The sequence below is a fragment of the Rhizobium sp. AN5 genome (genome assembly GCF_900215255.1).
Taxonomy (GTDB): domain Bacteria; phylum Pseudomonadota; class Alphaproteobacteria; order Rhizobiales; family Rhizobiaceae; genus Agrobacterium; species Agrobacterium tumefaciens.
Genome location: NZ_OCMJ01000003.1, coordinates 1658389 through 1677474, shown reverse-complemented (window position 1 = coordinate 1677474; position 19086 = coordinate 1658389). Strand labels below are relative to the sequence as shown.

The 19086-nt window shown below is 52.4% G+C and carries 16 protein-coding genes; 7 read left to right on the top strand and 9 right to left on the bottom strand.

Annotation, left to right across the window (positions count from 1 at the left end; genetic code table 11):
• Window positions 1-83: 83 nt before the first annotated feature.
• The 6 genes from CRP02_RS11125 (at window position 84) to CRP02_RS11100 (ending at window position 5492) form a co-directional block, all read left to right on the top strand.
• Window positions 84-980, top strand: coding sequence for a MurR/RpiR family transcriptional regulator (locus tag CRP02_RS11125; RefSeq protein ID WP_097099417.1), 897 nt, complete (start codon window positions 84-86; stop codon window positions 978-980).
• Window positions 981-1133: 153 nt separating this feature from the next.
• Window positions 1134-1703: a dTDP-4-dehydrorhamnose 3,5-epimerase gene (gene rfbC, locus CRP02_RS11120; protein ID WP_097099418.1), complete on the top strand. Its 570-nt coding sequence runs from the start codon at window positions 1134-1136 to the stop codon at window positions 1701-1703.
• Window positions 1704-1705: 2 nt separating this feature from the next.
• The gene (gene rfbB, locus CRP02_RS11115; RefSeq protein WP_097171086.1) at window positions 1706-2761 is read left to right on the top strand and encodes a dTDP-glucose 4,6-dehydratase; all 1056 of its coding nucleotides are present in this window, start codon (window positions 1706-1708) and stop codon (window positions 2759-2761) included.
• 5 nt (window positions 2762-2766) lie between these two features.
• Window positions 2767-3660 carry a dTDP-4-dehydrorhamnose reductase gene (gene rfbD / locus CRP02_RS11110; protein ID WP_097171085.1) on the top strand — a complete coding sequence of 298 codons (894 nt, stop codon included), beginning with the start codon at window positions 2767-2769 and terminating at the stop codon, window positions 3658-3660.
• Window positions 3657-4523, top strand: coding sequence for a glucose-1-phosphate thymidylyltransferase RfbA (gene rfbA / locus CRP02_RS11105; RefSeq protein WP_097171084.1), 867 nt, complete (start codon window positions 3657-3659; stop codon window positions 4521-4523). The genes rfbD and rfbA overlap by 4 nt, the downstream gene beginning before the upstream one ends.
• A 123-nt stretch (window positions 4524-4646) precedes the next feature.
• Window positions 4647-5492, top strand: a complete 846-nt coding sequence (locus CRP02_RS11100) for a glycosyltransferase family 2 protein (protein WP_097171083.1) — start codon at window positions 4647-4649, stop codon at window positions 5490-5492.
• A gap of 40 nt (window positions 5493-5532) precedes the next feature.
• Here the strand turns inward: CRP02_RS11100 and CRP02_RS11095 are convergent, their stop codons facing one another.
• The 9 genes from CRP02_RS11095 to CRP02_RS11055 form a co-directional block, all read right to left on the bottom strand.
• Complete coding sequence (locus tag CRP02_RS11095; RefSeq protein WP_065660258.1) at window positions 5533-6456, bottom strand: NAD-dependent epimerase/dehydratase family protein; 924 nt, start codon at window positions 6454-6456, stop codon at window positions 5533-5535.
• 15 nt (window positions 6457-6471) lie between these two features.
• Window positions 6472-9540, bottom strand: a complete 3069-nt coding sequence (locus CRP02_RS11090; protein ID WP_097171082.1) for a glycosyltransferase — start codon at window positions 9538-9540, stop codon at window positions 6472-6474.
• Window positions 9541-9763: 223 nt separating this feature from the next.
• Window positions 9764-10501 (bottom strand): class I SAM-dependent methyltransferase, encoded by a 738-nt coding sequence (locus CRP02_RS11085; RefSeq protein WP_097171081.1) that lies wholly within the window; start codon window positions 10499-10501, stop codon window positions 9764-9766.
• A 93-nt stretch (window positions 10502-10594) separates the two neighbouring features.
• Complete coding sequence (locus tag CRP02_RS11080; protein ID WP_097171080.1) at window positions 10595-11008, bottom strand: GtrA family protein; 414 nt, start codon at window positions 11006-11008, stop codon at window positions 10595-10597.
• Window positions 11005-12288 carry an NAD(P)/FAD-dependent oxidoreductase gene (locus CRP02_RS11075; RefSeq protein ID WP_097171079.1) on the bottom strand — a complete coding sequence of 428 codons (1284 nt, stop codon included), beginning with the start codon at window positions 12286-12288 and terminating at the stop codon, window positions 11005-11007. Before CRP02_RS11075 ends, CRP02_RS11080 begins: the two co-directional genes overlap by 4 nt.
• A gap of 12 nt (window positions 12289-12300) precedes the next feature.
• Window positions 12301-13233 (bottom strand): NAD-dependent epimerase/dehydratase family protein, encoded by a 933-nt coding sequence (locus CRP02_RS11070; RefSeq protein ID WP_097171078.1) that lies wholly within the window; start codon window positions 13231-13233, stop codon window positions 12301-12303.
• Window positions 13233-13970, bottom strand: a complete 738-nt coding sequence (locus CRP02_RS11065) for an SDR family NAD(P)-dependent oxidoreductase (RefSeq protein ID WP_323455345.1) — start codon at window positions 13968-13970, stop codon at window positions 13233-13235. Before CRP02_RS11065 ends, CRP02_RS11070 begins: the two co-directional genes overlap by 1 nt.
• A gap of 10 nt (window positions 13971-13980) precedes the next feature.
• Window positions 13981-15255, bottom strand: coding sequence for an FAD-binding oxidoreductase (locus tag CRP02_RS11060; RefSeq protein ID WP_097171077.1), 1275 nt, complete (start codon window positions 15253-15255; stop codon window positions 13981-13983).
• A 59-nt stretch (window positions 15256-15314) separates the two neighbouring features.
• Window positions 15315-16784, bottom strand: a complete 1470-nt coding sequence (locus tag CRP02_RS11055; protein WP_097171076.1) for a UbiA family prenyltransferase — start codon at window positions 16782-16784, stop codon at window positions 15315-15317.
• 231 nt (window positions 16785-17015) lie between these two features.
• Between CRP02_RS11055 and CRP02_RS11050 the strand changes: the two genes are divergently transcribed.
• Window positions 17016-18893, top strand: coding sequence for a hypothetical protein (locus CRP02_RS11050; protein ID WP_097171075.1), 1878 nt, complete (start codon window positions 17016-17018; stop codon window positions 18891-18893).
• Window positions 18894-19086: the final 193 nt, after the last annotated feature.

Here is a 19086-nt window from a genome sequence, read left to right as displayed (position 1 = left end):
CCGCGACAAAAGCGCTTGCCTGCCAGCTTGGCGCACTGCTAATCCGTGAAGAAGAGTAAGAACTCACCTTCACGGAAAGTCCCATGACGACTGGCGAAACCCGTATATCAAGGCCTAGACATACAGATCGTTTCGGGGAGCAACTGCGCAAGCGCCGCGACCGTCTTTCGCCCGGACTGCTTGCCGTTGCCGAATATATTGACGGCCACCGCCATGCCGTTCTCGGTAAATCGGCGCTGGAAATCGGCTTTGAGACCAATACCTCCGATGCGACGGTCATTCGCGCCATTCAGGCACTTGGGTTTCAGGGGCTGGTCGACCTCAAGGAAACTCTGGAGGCCTATCTCGGCGTGACGGATTCGCCGGTTGAAAAATTGGCCGCTACCACGAAATCCATATCGGGCAACTGCGACGCGGCAATCGACTTCGTTCTCGATAACCAGAAAAACGCGCTGGAAATGCTGGCCACTGTGGAAAACCGCGACGCCATGGCCGCCGCCGTGCGTCTTCTGGCGGAAGCACGCGGCATCGGCGTCCTCGGCATCGGAGCCTCCGGCATTATCGCCACCTATGCCGCCCGGCTGTTCCAGCGCTCCGGCGTTCGCTCCTATGCGCTGAACGCCACCGGTATCACGCTCGCCGAACAATTGCTCGACCTTGAAAACGGCCACGTCCTCATCATGCTCCTGCACGGCCGCGCCCACCGCGAAGCCCAAACCGCAATCGCTGAGGCTGGTCGCCTCGACATCCCGATTATCATGCTGCTCGGCCAGGAAGACAGCGTGCTCAAAAAACACGCCAACGCTTATCTCCTGCTGCCCCGTGCAAAGAACGAAGGGGTAGCGCTACACGCCCCATCCTTCATCGCCATGGAAACCATGGCGCTCGCCCTCTCCGCTGCCCGCCCCGATCGAAGCCTTGAGACACTGGAAAGACTGGTGGAACTGAGGACATCGATCAGGCCGCATAAACGGACATAGTCTTGGGCGAGATACAGACCCGCCACGTTATCCGCTATACTCTCTGTTGCAGAGCAAGATACTCTTGTGTGGTGGACCGATAAAGCGTTATTGACTGTCCGTAGCGATAAAGTCATATCACCGTAAGCAGGCAGAGCAGACAGGATCCGCGCAGTGCAGGTAGAAGCATTCTCGATATCAGGCTTAAAAAAGATAACTCCGGCTCGGTTTGGCGACAGCAGGGGTTACTTCAGCGAAGTTTTCAAACGGGATTGGTTTCGCGAGAATGTGTCGGACGTCGAGTTCGTGCAGGACAATGAATCTCTGTCCGCGCAGGCCGGAACGGTTCGAGGCCTTCACTTCCAGGCGCAACCTTTTGCACAGGGCAAACTCGTTCGCTGTCTTCGGGGACGACTATTAGACGTTGCGGTCGATATCAGAACAGGATCACCCACTTTCGGACAATGGACCGCCGTTGAGCTTTCACCGGAAAAAGGCGAACAGCTGTGGGTTCCGGCAGGCTTTGCCCACGGTTTCATGACGCTGGTTGACGACACCGTTATATCCTACAAGGTGACAGCTCCCTATAGCGCCGCGCATGATCACGGTGTCAAATGGGATGATCCCGCCATCGGCATCAACTGGCCAAAGCTGGACCGTTGCGTGCTTTCCGACAAGGACGCCAAGCAGCCGTCTCTGTCGGAATTGCCTGAATATTTCACCTACCAAAAAACTGGAAACTGATGATGCGCGTTCTAGTCACCGGCGGCGCCGGATTTATCGGGTCTGCCCTTGTGCGTTATCTCGTAAGCGAGGTCGGTGCGGATGTCCTTACAATCGACAAGCTGACTTATGCCGGTAATCTGGCTTCGCTCAAGCCAATCGAAAACGCGCCAAACCACCGCTTTCTTCAGGCTGATATATGCGACCGGGCCGCAATGAATGACGCTTTCGCGACATTTCAGCCGGACTATGTGATGCATCTGGCAGCCGAAAGCCACGTCGACCGCTCCATCACCGGCGCGGCTGATTTTATTCAGACCAATATTAATGGCACCTTCACGATGCTGGAAGCAGCGCGGCAATATTGGAACGGTCTTGCCGAAGACGCAAAATCAGCCTTCCGCATGCTTCACGTCTCGACCGACGAGGTCTACGGTTCGCTCGGAGAGCATGGCCTCTTCGAAGAAACAACGCCCTACGATCCCTCGTCGCCCTATTCCGCTTCAAAAGCCGCAAGCGACCATCTCGCCACCGCTTGGCAGCGCACCTATGGCCTTCCGGTCGTGATTTCCAACTGCTCCAACAATTACGGGCCATTTCATTTCCCGGAAAAGCTTATTCCGCTCATTATTCTCAACGCGCTGGAAGGCAAGCCGCTGCCGGTCTACGGAAATGGCGCGAACATCCGCGACTGGCTATATGTGGATGACCACGCCCGCGCGCTGTGGCTCATTGTACAGACGGGACTCGCCGGGGAAAAGTACAATGTCGGCGGCCGAAACGAGCAGAAGAACATCGATGTAGTAAACTGCATCTGCTCCATTCTGGACGAACTGCGCCCGCAATCGAAGCCCCACGCCCAGCTGATCAAATATGTCACGGATCGCCCCGGTCACGATGCCCGTTACGCCATCGATGCAACAAAGCTCGAAACGGAACTGGGTTGGAAAGCACAGGAAAATTTTGCGACTGGAATTCGCAAGACCGTTGAATGGTACCTCGACAATGAATGGTGGTGGGAGCCGCTACGTCAAGGCGTCTACTCAGGTGAGCGCCTCGGCGTTCTGACGAAGGCCTGAACCGGATGCGGCTGGCAGTCACCGGGAAAAATGGACAGGTCGTTAGTGCCCTTCAGGCACTGGCCGGACCCGGTCTGGAGATTGTTGCTCTCGGCCGGCCGGAGCTTGACCTTGCGCGACCTGACACTGTTTTCAAAGCGCTGCGGGAGGCGAAACCCGATGTCGTGGTATCGGCTGCTGCCTACACCGCCGTGGATAAAGCGGAAAGCGAACCGGACATCGCTTTTGCCGTCAATCGGGACGGAGCAAAAGCCGTCGCGCGAGCCGCAAATGACATCGGTGTTCCCGTCATTCATATTTCCACGGATTATGTGTTCGACGGCACCAAGACCACTGCTTATGTCGAGAATGATCCCACTGGACCAGCCTCCGTTTACGGCCGCTCAAAGCTCGAAGGCGAACAGGCTGTCTCTGAAAGCACCGACAACTACGCTGTTCTGCGAACCGCATGGGTCTACTCGGAATATGGCAGCAACTTTCTAAAAACCATGCTCCGTCTAAGCGAAAGCCGCGATCAGATCAATGTGGTTGCGGACCAGTTTGGGTGCCCCACCTCGGCAACCGACATCGCCGTCGGGATTGTGTCGATCGCGAGAAAACTTGCAACGGATCCAGCCTCACATCTTCGCGGCGTTTTTCACATGTCCGGAACAGGTGAAACGAACTGGGCGGGTTTTGCCAAACAGATATTCGAGTTTTCTGCGGAAAACGGCGGAAAGTCGATGATTGTCAATGACATCACGACCGCACAATACCCTACCCCGGCCCGACGCCCGGCAATCTCCCGGCTTGATTGCAGCAAGCTGGAAGAAGTTTATGGAATAAGATTGCCGGAATGGCAGACATCAACGCGCGCGGTCATGGCCGCCCTAGCGCAGAACAAAAAGGAAATGCCATGAAGGGCATCATTCTTGCCGGAGGCAGCGGAACGCGTCTGCATCCTATGACATTGGCGGTCTCAAAGCAGATCCTGCCCGTTTACGACAAGCCGATGATCTATTATCCGCTGACGACGTTGATGCTGGCCGGCATTCGCGAGATCCTCATCATATCGACACCACATGACATGCCGCTTTTCCAGAACCTTCTGAAAGACGGTTCCCAATGGGGTCTCTCGATCGAATATGCCGTTCAGCCAAGCCCAGACGGGCTTGCCCAAGCCTACATGATCGGCGCCGACTTCATTGGTGGCTCCCCGTCCTGCCTGATCCTCGGCGACAATATCTATTACGGGCACGGACTGCCGGAGCTCTTGCAAAGCGGTACCGACGTCAATGACGGAGCCACCGTTTTCGCCTACCACGTCAACGATCCTGAACGTTATGGCGTCGTTGAATTCGATAGTGAGATGCGCGCGCTGTCCATTGAAGAAAAGCCGTTAAAGCCCAAATCCAACTGGGCCGTTACCGGTCTGTATTTTTATGACGCCGATGTCGTGGACATCGCCGCCAATCTCAAGCCTTCCGCGCGCGGCGAGTATGAGATAACGGACGTGAACCGCATCTATCTGGAACGCGGAAAGCTGAAGGTATCCATCATGGGTCGCGGTTACGCCTGGCTTGATACCGGAACGCCGGATAGCCTGCTCGAAGCCGGGGAATTTGTGCGCACCCTGGAAAAGCGTCAGGGCTTCAAGATAGCTTGCCCTGAAGAAGTTGCCTTCAGCAAGGAATTCATTACGAAGGCCCAGTTTTCAGAAATCGCCGAAAAGGCCGGCAAAGGTGATTACGGTGTTTACTTGAGAAGACTTGCGGCATCCTAGCGCTTTGATCATCTGCCATTGATGTAAGATGGAGACTGAATTCGTTAGAGGTCTGTTCGTCGGACAGGCTCGAAACAATAATGAATGCAGGCGCGCACTCGCTACCCACCCATTGGATACGAAATGGCAAAACTCCCACTTTCAGCCGTGACAATCGTTTCCGTTTGCTACAAGAGCGATGCGCTCATTGTTGACATGATCGCATCGATCCCCGAGGAGACGCCAATCGTTCTTGTCGACAACGGGCGAACTAACAGTTTCGCAAATCTTCCTAAAGGAAGAAACATCGACATCGTCCGGCTTGATGAAAATTTAGGCTTTGGCCGAGGCTGCAATGCAGGAGCGGAAGTCGTCCAGACACCCTGGATCCTGTTTTTGAATCCAGACGCGAGATTGAAGCCCGGCGCTCTTGAGGCACTGCTGGAGGCAATACAGCAACATCCTTCAGCAGTCGCTTTCAATCCGCGAATCGCCAACGCGGATGGAAGTGAGTATTTCAAGCGCCGCTCATGGCTCCTGCGGCGCAGCCAATACATGAAGAAGGGATGGCCCGACGCCGACAGCCCCGTGCCGGTCCTTAGCGGCGCCGCATTTGTTGTTTCGAAGCAAAATTTCGAAAAAGTTGGAGGCTTTGACCCCAATATTTTCCTCTATCACGAAGATGACGACCTTTCCCTGCGTCTTGCGCAACTGGGGCCACTCATGTTCGTGCGCAATTCCCTGACCGTTCATGCGGCGGGACATTCTTCAGGGCGTTCACCTCAGATCGCGCATCTGAAAGCCTATCACATGGCTCGATCGAGGATTTACACGGGTATCAAACACAAGAGACCCTTCCCGAAAACTTCGACGTTCGTTCAGGCGCTTGCGCTTCTACTTTCGCCAACCGTTCTTTTTTCAGCGCGGCGTCGGGCAAAGGCTGTCGGTTTTTTCAAGGGGACGACCAGCAAGAAGCCTATCGGCCTCTAACAGAGTTCAACACTCGCAAGTTTGTCACTCTCCAAGTACCTTAGGATTTTACCTGACTTTCCTTGAGCCAAGACCACACGCCAGCAATGCCTTCCCTAAGGCCAATCTTCGGATTCCAGTCGAAATCCATCTTTGCCCGCTCCACATCCAGAACCGATACAGGAACATCCAGACTGCGATGGGGCTTGTAGATGATCGGTATGGGATTTCCGGTAATCTCCTGAACCACTTCCGCTATATGCAGGACTGACGTGCCAGTACCACTGCCGCCGTTGTATATCCCGATCTTGTCGCTTTGCAGCGCGGCGACACAGAGGCTGGCGAGGTCCTTGACGTGGATATAGTCCCTGATGGTCGAACCATCACCCCAAATTTCGATCGGTTGATGCTTGAGAGCGAGGTTCAGATAAGTCCCAATGATGCCTTGCACCCCAAGATTGCCCTGATACGGGCCGTAGGGGTTCGACGCACGTATCACGATCGGTTGCAAGCCGGCCTTCATCTCGTAGAGCTTGAGATAGGACTCAATTGCGACTTTCACCACACCGTATGAACATATCGGATCCAGAATGTGGCCTTCCGGAATCGGAATTTCCTGCGGTTTTCCATAAACCGTGCCACCGGACGACAAATACAATATCCGTTTTACGCCGCACGCGGCCATATCTTCCAGAAGACTGAGGGTTCCCAGCAGGTTGACTTCCACGTCTCTGCCTGGATCCTTGTCACCCGTAGACGGAACCGTGCCACTTACAAGATGAGCGACGGCATCGACATCTCGCAAGACCTTGCGCATCAGTTTGCTATCGGCCAGTTCTCCCGAGATGTACTGAACCTCAGTTGAGAGAGGACGTGAGGACAGCCGGCTTCTCCCCATAACCGTGACGGCATGCCCTGCCGCCACCAGATCTTCCACAAGATGGCAGCCTATGAAGCCGCCTCCGCCGAGAACCAATATGTTCATGAAAAGCCAATCACCTTAATTCGACTGCGGAGAGGAACGTCGCGTCAGGATCGTACGATACTCATCCAGATACTCGCCAGCCAACACATCGATGTCGTATGTCTTCCCCAAAGCTTCTGCGTTTTCCTTCAGCCCCTCGCGAAGCGTTTTGTCCAAAATCTTTTCCATTGCTGCCGTCAACTCTGCCACGAACCGGACATTATCGCTATCATTGGCGATAATGATGCCAGCTTGCCGATCTCCGATCTGAGACATGCCCCTGATCTCACCGATATCGGTTGCAACGCAGGGCACACCAACCTGCAGCGCTTGTATCAGGCAAAGAGGATAAGATTCCCCCGGAAAGCGCGTGGGTATCAGGGCGACATCACTCATGCGATAGAGACCATAAATCTCTGTCACGAAGCCGAGGAAGTGAATTGTTGAATCTGAAGCCGCCAACTGTTTTGCAGCATCGGTTGCAGGTCCTTCGCCAACCATGAGCAATGCCATCGGCACCTCGGGCCGCCGTTCACGCAGGATAAGGTAGGCCTTTACAGCTTCAGTCCAACCTTTTCCTTCCGCTCCTCTTGCGACGAGAGCAAATACCACCGCATCATCCGCGACACCGAGTTGCGCTCGATTTTTTGGAAATGAGACATCATCAACAGGCATCGCATTTTTCACTTTTAGAAATTTGTCCTGCGGAATCTGCAAGTTATTGAACGGCGTCAAATTTCGATCAGCCGTATACGCGAACCGATCAATTTTTTTGCTCCAACGCGAAATCCTGGTTGTTGCAACATCCATAGCTTCGTAGGAGCCGTGCAGTGTAGAGATGAAAGGAACTGAAACGCCTACACCATCGAGCAAAAAACCCTCGACATTGGCAACGTGCGAATGGACGATGGAGATACCGGCTTTTTTGATAAAGTTGTCTACACCCATGTCACGAACCGCATTTGCCGTGTAGACGGGAATTCCCGGATTCAGCATCCGTTTGACATCTCTATGGTCATCGACATCGTGCATCTGCAGAATAGAAACCATCACGCCTTTGCGGCGAAGCGCGTTTGCGAGATGAATAGGGAATATCTCGCCGCCGCCGAAAGAAAAGCCTAAAATACCTATAAGCACATGGATGTTGTCGCGCGGTATGGCGCGAAGTGCCGGCGCATTCAATAATTCGTCAAAATTTGCTCCCTGCAAGCCGGCACCTTTTGAAACACTGCGGCATACCTCGATAAAGCGCTGCAGAGTATCATCCGGAATATCCCAGCGGCCTTTTAACGCCGCCATCAGTCGCGCGTATTCCTTGTAATATTCGGGTTTAGACTGCGCACTGCTGCCGGACGTATTGCTCTCATGAATTCGGAAATAGCTTATTGCGCTCGGTTCATATGCAATCTGTCCACCACCGGCAATAACCGAGTAGAGATACCAATCTCCCATTATCTTAAAGCTGCGTGCTTCTTCCCAGACTTGGTCGGAAATGTCGAACCGGCGCCACAAGCTGCCGCCAACATTTGCAATCACGTTCTTTACTCCAAAGCCGCCACGGAACCATTCCGCCGCGGGGCGGGCGGTTCGAACGTCCCAGATCCCGGGTTCACTATCTTCCCGATAGTGATCCAGTCCCGCGAAATAATTGCCATCACTGTTGGCAAACTGAATGCGGCCAAACGCCAACATCACGCTTGGATCTCGGAATGCACTTATCGTCCGCTCGACGAATGTGGGCTCGCAAAAATCGTCGCTTTCACAAATCCAGACGAGGTCACCTTTTGCCTGGGAATGGCCCTTTTGCCACTGGCGGAAAACATTGCCGGAGTTCTCGGTATTGTAAATTGCCCTGATACGCTCTGGAAAACGTTTGACGTAGGAATCAATCACCGACCGGCTGTCGTCGGTGGAACAGTCATCAAGGACCAGAATATCGATGAGAGGATAGGTTTGCGCCAAGATGCTGTCGAGGCGTTGAGGTAGATAACGGGCATGGTTGAAATTAGGAACAATAGCTGTCACCCTCACGCCGCTACGCGCACTGAGGTTTGAACGGCTAGCCGCGATAATTTTGTTTGTTGTGATCTTTTGATAATAGTCGAGGCAAAACTGATCCACCTTGCGCGACAGCAACATAGGATCGCGTTTCTCAGCAGACTTCAAAAATCTTTTCCGTCGACGCGTACTGAAAGCTTTTATTTTCGACAGTGTATAAAGCAGCCGGGCGTAAATCAGTCGCTTCAACAGTTTTGCCAAAGAAGCACTGCTCATCCAATTGCTTCGCTGAAGCGCATCTACTTGACCGGAAATATGGTCAATATCCTTCATCAACGCATCAGACCACTGTGCTTCCTCGAACTCTACGCGCTTCAAGACGGGTTCGGAAGACTGAATATCCTGCGAGAAAACCCCGCTCATGCTCACATTCTCAACGGGTCGATCTGATGCGACACCGATCATATACATCGGCGCCTCGATACCGGCCGCAGTTGCGCCACTTCCAGAGTCTGTTTCAAAAAACCGCGCAGACTGGTTTTCTGATGCGATGATCGAGCCGAAACCTATCTTCTGGCCATGCATCGAGACATGGGCAAAATGTTGCCCCAAGAGTTCATTGAATTCGTTCTTAAAAAGTTCTTTTACATGAAAGGGATTAACCAGCCCCGTCGCGACGGTGTAGGCGTATTTCTCCGGCGTCGAAATGATCAGTATTCCATCAGCCCGCAGGACGCGTTTGATCTCTTGCATGAAGCGATCATGGGCCTCAATATGTTCAAGTGTCTCAAATGAGACGACGACATCCACAGACGCCGACGGGAGTGGGATGTCTTCGCACGACCCCACCTTAAACGAAATGCTCCCGGTTTTGTACTTCACTTGCGCGTGACGGACTGCTTCATCTGAAATATCGACGCCAATCACTGATCGGGCAGTTTCCGCCAGGAGTGCGGTGCCAAAACCCTCACCACTTGCGATATCCAGAACGTCTTTACCTCTGACAAAATTTTTTGCCAGATGATACCGATGCATATGTTCGAGATAGATATTGCCACCAATCGTCGGTAGATAGCGTTCGCCGGTGAAATCAAGATCGTCGTTCATACTGTTCCTCGGCAAAATACGCAGCTGTTATGTTTCGAGGCGGATACCCTATTCTCTGGCTCAAGTCGAGACAATGATCCCGCCCCTAAAAACAAGTGGGATTATTTGAAGCTGTTGTGCGGAAGTTTAGATACACCTCACGCTTCTCAAAACGCCGTGACCGATTCGGGAGGCGCTCAGAGGCAATATTGACACCTCCAGATGACGGACATCTGGAAAAGACTTACGATTTTTTTCCTCGTGAAAGGAATTTTCCCAACCATGAGGCTTCCGGCTGATGATCGCTTACGCACGATGCACTAATTGCAATTCCCGCGGGGTAGTCGAACGTGCTCAGGCAGACATCTTCAAACCCAGCCTCAACGACATGCTTCCAAGCGTCAGCTCCATATTCGGTAACAACCTGAAAGTCGGATGCGTTGGAGCTTGGAGCACCATGGTAGCTGTTTGGCAATCCCTTCCGATCACGCGTCAGCCTGTCTACAATTATCGGAACCGTATAGGCTAGAAGACCTCCCGGTTTCAAAACCCGTCTGCACTCTGATAGGGCTTTCACAGGGTTTTCGACATGCTCGAGAGTATCCGAATGGACAATCAAATCGAAAGTTTGATCCGCGTACGGGAGCGAATGCATATCGACTTCCGGATATTCTGCAAGTGTTCGATCAGGCATTTGCCTCAGGTAGTTCGATAGCTGTGCGCACTCATTGAGTTCGAGAACTTTTTTTCCCTTACTATCAATAACGAAGTCCGCAAATCTCCCCTTCCACGACCAATGACGCATTATAGAACGTGCAAGGGCCTGACTGCGAATATTACACCCGCAACCCAAACACTGCGTACCCTGTTGCCGATCAATATAGCCCCGTTCGAAGCTGTTTATGCCCCATTCCTCAGCGAGCTCATCCCAAATTACCTTGTTATTGACGAATTTGTCGCTGCCGCAAACCACACATTGCATTTTATTTCCACCGCTTCAAAAACATGAAGATAAACCATTCCAGATCACGTCACTCTCGAACATGTCTGATTTCCCATCGTTCTGGCTCCAGCTCTAACTGGACGAAAACGTAAAGTACTTATGCAGAAAGTAACTCGTAGCGACCGGGCTTAAAACGCCGATTACATGCGCAACGGCCTCAGGATGAAAACCGAACCCAGTGACTGGGAAGAGCCATGTAGCCAGCCCGACGCTCACAACCCACACCTGCACCAACGCAACCACGTTCACCAAGCCAAAGCGCAGGTACTCCGCCTCAGGCCGGCGACCAGACTCCGCGAAAACGAATAGCTTCATAAGGCCATAGGCCGTCGTCATCCCGATAAGGTATGCTATCACGATGGCAACAGAGTAGCTGGTGATTGTGGACAATGCTGCTCGCGATAAAACGTTCACGCCTGCAGCTATGCCACCTGACAACACAAAACGAACGAAAGGTGATGAGATCATTTCAGAAATCGGCTTCATTTCAAAGCAGCTTCAGCCATTGATCTGCCCAGCCTTACGCTTTCCGCAATGCCCCGATCCTCTGGATAATAATAGGACGTGTCGGCAATCTGCAGCCCCGAAATCGGGGTCTGTACGGGCGGTAGTTTCTCATAGAAATTTGGCTCGCAGACGGGTTGCGCATAAGCGAGACGCCCGACTTTAACTTCGATAACGTCACTATCGCCAACGTCTGGATTTACTTTTTTGATATAGCCCAGAGCTTCGTCGATGAACTGCTGATCGCTCCAGCTCCATTTGTGATTCGTCGTCGGCATGTAGTACGGCACATAAACGACTGTATCCTTCACAGGACGAAGATTCGAAAATTCGATCAGTCCGGGTATTTCGATGGTGTCATCCACGATGTTGATCCAGAAATGACGGCTGATTGACTTCTTCAATTTGAAGAGAAGGCATACCACGCCGATATTGCGGATTTCATCGTATTTCTTCTTCGACGCCTCGGGTAGATCAGGCACCAAGCGGGAGACCAACGGCGTCGGCAGGGTGGAAATAACCGCATCCGCCGGCAAGAACCGCTCTTTCGTTCGTACACCTGTCACTTTGCCGTCCAGGCACTGGACGCATTCGGCGGCTTCGCCGAGGTGCAGGCGTCCGCCTTGTTTTGTATAGGCGTCGACAAGCGCATCGACCAGAACTTGGCTTCCACCATCTATATAGCCAAGTTCTTCCTGAAATAACGAACGCCGGGAATTGCCGATGCGGCGCACGCGCGTAGCTATCCATGAGGCCGAAATATCGTCAGCAAGTTGGTAGAACTTCAGTTCCATCAGACGCTTCCAAAGTGTATCATACACTTCTTTGCCCGAACCCTGTTCAAGCCACTGCCGGGCGGTCTTATGTTCAATCTTCGAAAAATTGCGCGCTTTCGTCGTCAGGAACATTTGAAGGCCCGTACGGAACTTCGCGATCAAACTCAGATGCGGGAACCGCAATAGGGAGATTGGATCACCCCAAGGATGAATCCGGCCTTTCATGAAGTATCCCATCGACGTTCCACGCCACTTCATGCGATCGGCGATGCCAAGCTCGCGCATCAGCGCAAATGTCGGCTCGTCGGATTTACAGACGAAGTGATAAAATCGTTCAATAGATAGCCCGCCAAAATCAAAATGGGCAGCCATTCCACCGGCTACTGCATCACTCTCGACCAGATCAACCTCGTGGCCCAAATTTACGGCACGATGTGCTGCGGCAAGCCCCATGGCCCCCGCCCCGATCACCACAATGCGGCTCATTGGTACTGTCTCCTAAAAATCCAGCACAATCTTGCTGTATGTCGGGTGCAAATAGGTCTCGGTGATTGCACTGCGCAACGGAGTTGCCTCCACTCCAAAGACTACCGGCCAATCAATTACCGGAAATGTTTCGGGTATCACAAGTGCCTCAAGTTGGCTGGTTGTGAAAGGCGGCTTTGAACTCAACTTTCCGTAGATAAAAAGAAGCCACCAAAATAATTTGTAGGGGATGTAGATGATGCGAGCCTTGGGCTTCACGGTGCTGTGAATCAAGTTTATCAGGTCGCCATAATAAACCTGCTCCAACCCCGAGATATCGTAAGTCCCTGTCGGCATTTTTTGCATGGAAGAGATGATGATCGCGGCGAAATCTCCCACATACAAAGGCTGCCTGATGAAGTTGCCGTCGCCCGGAATCGGAAAGACCGGTGTGCGATCCATGAAACGGCGAAGCCACCCCAGATGCTTACGATCAAACCAGCCGAACATCAGCGTTGGACGCAAAATGACATGCGGAATATCCGTCACAGTATCGATGAACTGTTCCTGAGCCGTTTTCGATCGCGTGTAGAAATCATCGGCTTTTGAATTTACCACTGAAGACGAGATATGCACGAAATAAGGTGTTTTATGCATACGCATTGCCGCGACGATATTTTCTGTCGCGGTCACGTTGTTTTCGGTAAATTCGTGTTCGTCCAAGCCACCGATCTGGGCTTGATTAAGCAGAACAGCGTCGACGCCCCGGAACGCATTTTGCCATTCTCCGGGTACGGCCAGATCGGCTTCAATGACCTTGATGTCAGGGTTCAGCTGGCGCAGCAACGCTGTGTTGCTTGGATGCTTGTCGATACCGATAATTTCAAGGCCGTCGACACCCTTGAGACGCGCAATGATATTTTGCCCCACTAGGCCCGCAGCGCCGGTTATGAGAATTTTCTTCATTATATCTCCATCCGATTGAAGATGCGGCTGGGGATGTTTCGGATAACCAGCATAATGTAACGCCAGAACCCGGGCGCATAAGCGACCGGCCCGCCGCGTAAAGCTGCGGCATGAACAACTGCGGCAATCTGCTCAGGCCTCGCCCAAAGAAGACCGGACCTGTTCATACCTTCCGTCATCGGAGTTATTGTCGGCCCGGGTTTCACCAAAACGGCTCGAGGCCCCTTGTTTGCAAAACGGTGCGCAATGCCTTCGACAAGTATAGCCAATCCGGACTTTGCAGCACCATAGATATAGTTGGCACGACGCCCGCGATCACCCGCAACCGATCCAATAACCACCAAAGTGCCCCTAGCCTGTCGCTCAAGCAGATCTGCCGAAGCCAGGCACCAAGCGGCGGCAGAATTGAAATTGACCCTAAAAATCTCTTCAGCGTGTTCTATATCGCGTTCCGCCGCGTGCTGATCGCCGAGAATGCCATAGGCCAGGATAATGTGATCGACACCACCGATCTGGTCAACAAAACCCTGCAGTTGACCGGTTGCGTCATTTGGCGTTGCGAGATCGCAGATAGCAATCTCAACACGCCCTGCACCCCGGCTCTTCAGGTCAGCCGAAGTTTGCTCCAAACGGCCCATAGCGCGACCGACAAGCAAAATTGATGCGCCTTCAGCGGCATAAATCCGCGCAGTCGCCATAGCGATGGAGGAGGTTGCTCCCAAGAGAATAACTCGCAATTTTTTTCCTTTAATCCTGAGCCACCCGCGTCCAAAAACCTGAACGAAATCCCGAATCGATATGTTTTGAGAAGAGATGCCAATCCGGATAACCGTCTTGGAATATCCTGGCCGGCATCCTGCCATCTTTGGCGGGATAGAGGCGTCCTTTAGCCTCCATCACGATAGCATCCAGACGCTCCATCAACTTCAGCGTTGTTTCTCCCCGATTGGGGAAATCCAAAGCCAAAGTCGTTCCCTGGCGTGGGAACGAGAGCATTCCAGGCGACTTGAGCGACCCAAATGTCTTAAGGACCGCAAGAAACGAGCCCTGTCCACTCGCTGAGATTGTCTTCAACATCTCATTCGTCGCGTCTTCCTGCACCGATGGAGGGACAACGGACTGGTATTGATACATTCCCCTCCGGCCATACATGCGATTCCAGCGGCCGATTGAGTCCAACGGATAAAAGAACGGATAAATACCTGTTCTGGTTTTTCCGCTTTTCTTACTGCCCCGGTGGAAGTACGCAGCGTTGAAGGTGCGAATGGAATAGCTGTTCATCGCAAAGCCTGGCAAACTAACGGGCATGGTAAGCACGGTATTGCCATTATCCAACAAACGGGAGCCAGTTTTGGCGTGGTTTCCACGCGTGAAAATTCCCCGACCCAGCTTGTCGCCACCAGAAAGGCAGTCAATCCATGAAACGCTATATTCGAAACCTGCCTCGCTCTCCTCAGCCAAGCGGAAAAATTCTCGTGTATTGGCAAATGGGATGTTTTCTGCGTCAATAATAGCGCTCTGGATGGGTATGACCTCCAGTTCTGCCCACGTTATCAGCCCCGTTAGCCCCAATCCGCCAATGGTCGCAGCGAAGAGGCCGGTGCTGTCGTCCGCAGCCAATTCGACTTCCTGTCCGTCCGACCGCAACAAGCCGATACGCCTTACCCAACGGCCTATCGTTCCGGTTCTGTGATGGTTTTTACCATGCACGTCGTTCGCGATAGCGCCAGCTATCGTTACAAACCGGGTGCCGGGGGTAACCGGTATAAAGTATCCCTGATGAACGATGATCCTGAGGATGGCATCGATGGACAAACCTGCTTCTGCACGTAGAACCCTTGTTTGAGGGTCGAAGTAAACCATCCTGTCGAGAGCAGTCATGTCGATCAACCCTCCATTCGGGTTGAGGCCGCTATCGCCATAGGAACGGCGCAGACCGCACGCCAAAAGCGGAATATCCTGCTGACGGGCCTCATCCATCAATGATGGCAATTCGTCTCGCCAGGTCGGACGCGACAACATATGACGAGTCCGCAAGACACCGCCCCACGAACTAACTCCAAAGGTGGACGCAAAACGACTCATAGCGCGACCAGAAAAACGATCGCAATGACGACACCGAGGCCGATACTCGCATTGTCCCTGATGGCGAAACTCACGGGATCGTCATTCATGCGGCCCCTGTGCGCCAATATCCAAATACGGCCGAGCCATATCGACAGCAGGACAGGAATGGCGGACAGGAATTCGGGACGCGCATATTCATTGCCCGCCAGCATCTCCAGCAAGATGAAAATAACGAGAACGACAAGCGAAGCCATCGCGGCGCTCACGCCGAGAGAAAGCGTCAGCGGCGCGTCTCCCACTTCATAGCCTCGGCTCTTAAGGCTGGCCGCGCCACTGGTAGACGCCCGAACTATCTCGGTATGTCGTTTCGCCACAGCGAGGGAAAAGAAAAAGAACACTGCAAATGTCAACAGCCAAGCCGGACGCGAGTGCTCAAGCAAAACAGCGCCCATCACCACACGGGATGTAAAGAGAATCCCTATTATCAATGTATCGAGTAGAGGAATACGTTTTAGCCCAAGTGAATAAGCCCCCGTGACGATAAAGTAACCTAAAAGCACAGAAGCGAACTGCAATGAAAGCAGCGCTGCAGCGACAAAACCCATAAAAATAAGCGCTAGAGCGAGTACGAAGCCAAATCTGATCGACAAACGGCCACTGGCCATAGCGCGGTTTCGTTTCGACCAGTGCTGTCGGTCGGCATGCAGATCCGCAATATCGTTCAAAAGATACGTACCGGATGTTACTGCAAGCAGACAAAGAAATGCCAAGAGCGTCTCGATGAGCAAAGCTGCATTTGCCCACTCGTGGGCAAGGATCATCGGAACGAAAATCAAAACATTTTTTGTCCAGTGATGAACGCGAATCGCCTTCAAAAACCCTTTCAAGCCGATCGGCGAGTTGGAAAACTCAGCGACAACGGGCTTGTCGAGTTTTCGAGCCTTGGCGGCAACGCCGTCGCTCGCACCGGCCAAAACTATCGCATCCGCAGCGGCCCAAACCGCGAGGTCTGCGCCGCTGTCGCCCACATAGATGAAACCTTCGGGAAAACGCGAGGCCAGATAGCTTGCTTTGGCCGGACCTTTCAGGTTGCTCTCACTGGACCCTACGGCGGAATTGAATATTCCTAACTTGGCCGCAACAACATCGACGATCGTCTGGTCGGCGGCGGAACACAAATGCAGAGTATGCCCCTCACCGGCTTTCTGGCGCAACCAGTTTACAAGATCCTCACGGAAAGGCAAAACAAGCGAAGTAAGATCAACCTGTTTGGCAATCGTGGCTTTCAGCACATGGCGACCACGCGAAAGAGTTGGCAGGGCCGACATCAATGCCAAAGGTTTCCGAAATAACGAGAGCGCCGCAGCTTCATAAAGTGTATCCGACAGAAGAAGCGTTCCATCCAAATCAACAATGATGGGTAATTCCGAGAGGGCGTCACTCTCTGTGGAACTATGTCCTTCTGATGAATGGTTGAAACTCATAATGGCCCTTACGTTGTTGTTTCGCTATCGCCTATACGAGAATAAGTGCCGTATTGCTATCCGCTCATTTTCTGAATTGAGATATACCCCTGTAAAACGACGTCCTGGGAACGCCGCCGCGGGGAGTGCGTCATCCATTAGTTGGAATCAACCCGGGCCTGACCAACTTGACAAGTTCCAGCCTAAACGGGATAGCTCAGCAAATTTGAGGCAGAAGGCAGCAGTTTCATAATGACAATCATCAATTCGCGCTTGGCACTGTTAGCGTTTGCTACACTGTGTGTGTCTGCCTTTTTTACGATATATTACGTCAATCAGCCGCCGCTCGATATGTATGCGTTTCGCCAGGCTCAGACGGCTTTGACGTCTTATTGGTTTATAAAAGAGGGCTTCGCCCTCGCTTATCAAACGCCGGTCGGCGGCAGACCTTGGGCGATCCCGTTCGAATTTCCGCTCTACCAGGGTATCGTTGCCGTTATTGCGAAAACATTCAACTTGTCACTTGATGCAGTGGGACGGTTGGTAAGCAACCTGTTTTTATTGGCATGCCTATGGCCCATTGCCGGAATTTTCAGGCTTCTCAAGCTACACCGCGAAACATTGTACATATTTGCGGCACTGATACTATCTTCCCCCGTTTATTTGTATTGGGGACGATCTTTCATGATCGAGACGACCGCGCTTTTCTTTACCATCGCATTTTTATATTATTTTACCCTTGGTGTGCGTGAGGGCTTTACCGCTAGCTGCAACGCGCTTCTGCTGTTGTGCGCTACGCTCGCATTGCTGCAGAAATCGACGACAGCACTACCCGTGCTCATCGTGATGGCCTTAATATATGCTTACGTGACCTTGCGTCAGGCGGAGGGTTTCAAATCGCTCTTCAAATTGAGAGTCCTTGCCGTGCCGGTTTTCGGCTTTCTAATTCCGGTTGTAGTCGCTTATATCTGGATAAAATTTACCGACGATCAAAAGTCTCTGAATGTATTGGGTCAGTATCTTACATCCGCCCGGTTGAGCCCTTGGAACTGGGGCACATTCGCTCAAAGATTTGAACCAGCGCTCTACGAAAAAGTCATCCTGATCAGGATGTTCGTTGGAAATCTCGGCGCTGTCGTTGGGTTGGTCTTGTTCGTTTACTTTCCAATATGGTGCATCAAGCAGGGACGAAAGATCGAACTTGTGCTCTTTTGCATAGCGCTGGCGCTTGGTTTTTTACCATTTTTTATGTTCCCCAATCTGCATTTAGTGCACACTTACTATCAGTCCGCAAACCTGGTTTTCCTCTTGTTGGCGGCGGCGGTCGCTCTGGGAACATTGTACGGTTTCGCACCGAAAAAGGTTATGACCCTTGTCGTTATCATTATCGCGTCTAACTACATTTATTTCTCCATCAAGTACTATCCAGCGATCTCGCAAGAATTCAACGGTTACGATCGAGATGTGGCCGTAGGGAAGTCTCTTCGCAACGCGCTTCCTGAAGACCGCCAGTTTATCGCGGCGGGTAACGATTGGAGCTCGACATTTACTTACATGGCAGAACGTAAGTCTTTCATGATAAAAGATGGCTTTCCCGATACGCAACTCGTTTTGGCAAATCCGGATCATTACATGGATGCCGGAAAGGTTGCTGCGCTTGTATCTTGCGGAAACAATAGTATGCCACCTGCCCAGTTCGCTGACTTTATTGTTCAGAGACAATGGAACACCGCAGTCGTCAACGATTGTAAAATTGGGTTTTCCGGAACAGCGTTCAACGACGAAAACGCCGTTTCCACCGAATGCCACGGCGCAATCGATATAAGCGAAATTGTTGAAGATAATGGTGTTCGCGTTGCCAAGTTGGCCGGCTGGGTTATCCCCGCGGAGGGCGACAAAAGCGTCCATGAGCGAGTCTATGTTCAACTCCCCGCATCTGACGGCAAACCCAAATATGTCGAGGCTTTAAGAACCCCCAGAGACGACGTAAACTCACAACTGAGAATGCCGCTGGACAACTTGAGCGGATTTTCAGCGCTAGTGCCGCTTGCACAAGGCCAAGGCACTGAAGATGTTGCCATCGTTCGTTCTCGAGGTGACGTCAAGAACATCTGCCGGCTCCGTCATTGAGCAAATGATCCGGCAGTACGGACAATCCAAAGCGTGATTTCTGACTAATTGACGGAAGCAATGGTCAATTTGGCTGTGGTTGAGGTCCCATTGAGTCGTCGGAAGCGTCGCAGCTTCTTTTCCAAGAGATCGCGGCAAGATGCGGATCCTGCCGTTGCGATCAAATGTAGCGCCTCCTCCTGTCAGCGTTGAG

Bases quoted from the DNA above. Each gene is read 5' to 3' on its own strand.
- CRP02_RS11080 (WP_097171080.1), bottom strand. From the start codon at position 11,008: ATGAAGCCGATTTCTGAAATGATCTCATCACCTTTCGTTCGTTTTGTG.
- CRP02_RS11125 (WP_097099417.1), top strand. From the start codon at position 84: ATGACGACTGGCGAAACCCGTATATCAAGGCCTAGACATACAGATCGT.
- rfbB (WP_097171086.1), top strand. From the start codon at position 1,706: ATGCGCGTTCTAGTCACCGGCGGCGCCGGATTTATCGGGTCTGCCCTT.
- CRP02_RS11090 (WP_097171082.1), bottom strand. From the start codon at position 9,540: ATGAACGACGATCTTGATTTCACCGGCGAACGCTATCTACCGACGATT.
- CRP02_RS11050 (WP_097171075.1), top strand. From the start codon at position 17,016: ATGACAATCATCAATTCGCGCTTGGCACTGTTAGCGTTTGCTACACTG.
- rfbA (WP_097171084.1), top strand. From the start codon at position 3,657: ATGAAGGGCATCATTCTTGCCGGAGGCAGCGGAACGCGTCTGCATCCT.
- CRP02_RS11075 (WP_097171079.1), bottom strand. From the start codon at position 12,288: ATGAGCCGCATTGTGGTGATCGGGGCGGGGGCCATGGGGCTTGCCGCA.
- rfbD (WP_097171085.1), top strand. From the start codon at position 2,767: ATGCGGCTGGCAGTCACCGGGAAAAATGGACAGGTCGTTAGTGCCCTT.
- CRP02_RS11060 (WP_097171077.1), bottom strand. From the start codon at position 15,255: ATGTTGTCGCGTCCGACCTGGCGAGACGAATTGCCATCATTGATGGAT.
- CRP02_RS11070 (WP_097171078.1), bottom strand. From the start codon at position 13,233: ATGAAGAAAATTCTCATAACCGGCGCTGCGGGCCTAGTGGGGCAAAAT.
- CRP02_RS11055 (WP_097171076.1), bottom strand. From the start codon at position 16,784: ATGAGTTTCAACCATTCATCAGAAGGACATAGTTCCACAGAGAGTGAC.
- CRP02_RS11095 (WP_065660258.1), bottom strand. From the start codon at position 6,456: ATGAACATATTGGTTCTCGGCGGAGGCGGCTTCATAGGCTGCCATCTT.
- CRP02_RS11085 (WP_097171081.1), bottom strand. From the start codon at position 10,501: ATGCAATGTGTGGTTTGCGGCAGCGACAAATTCGTCAATAACAAGGTA.
- CRP02_RS11100 (WP_097171083.1), top strand. From the start codon at position 4,647: ATGGCAAAACTCCCACTTTCAGCCGTGACAATCGTTTCCGTTTGCTAC.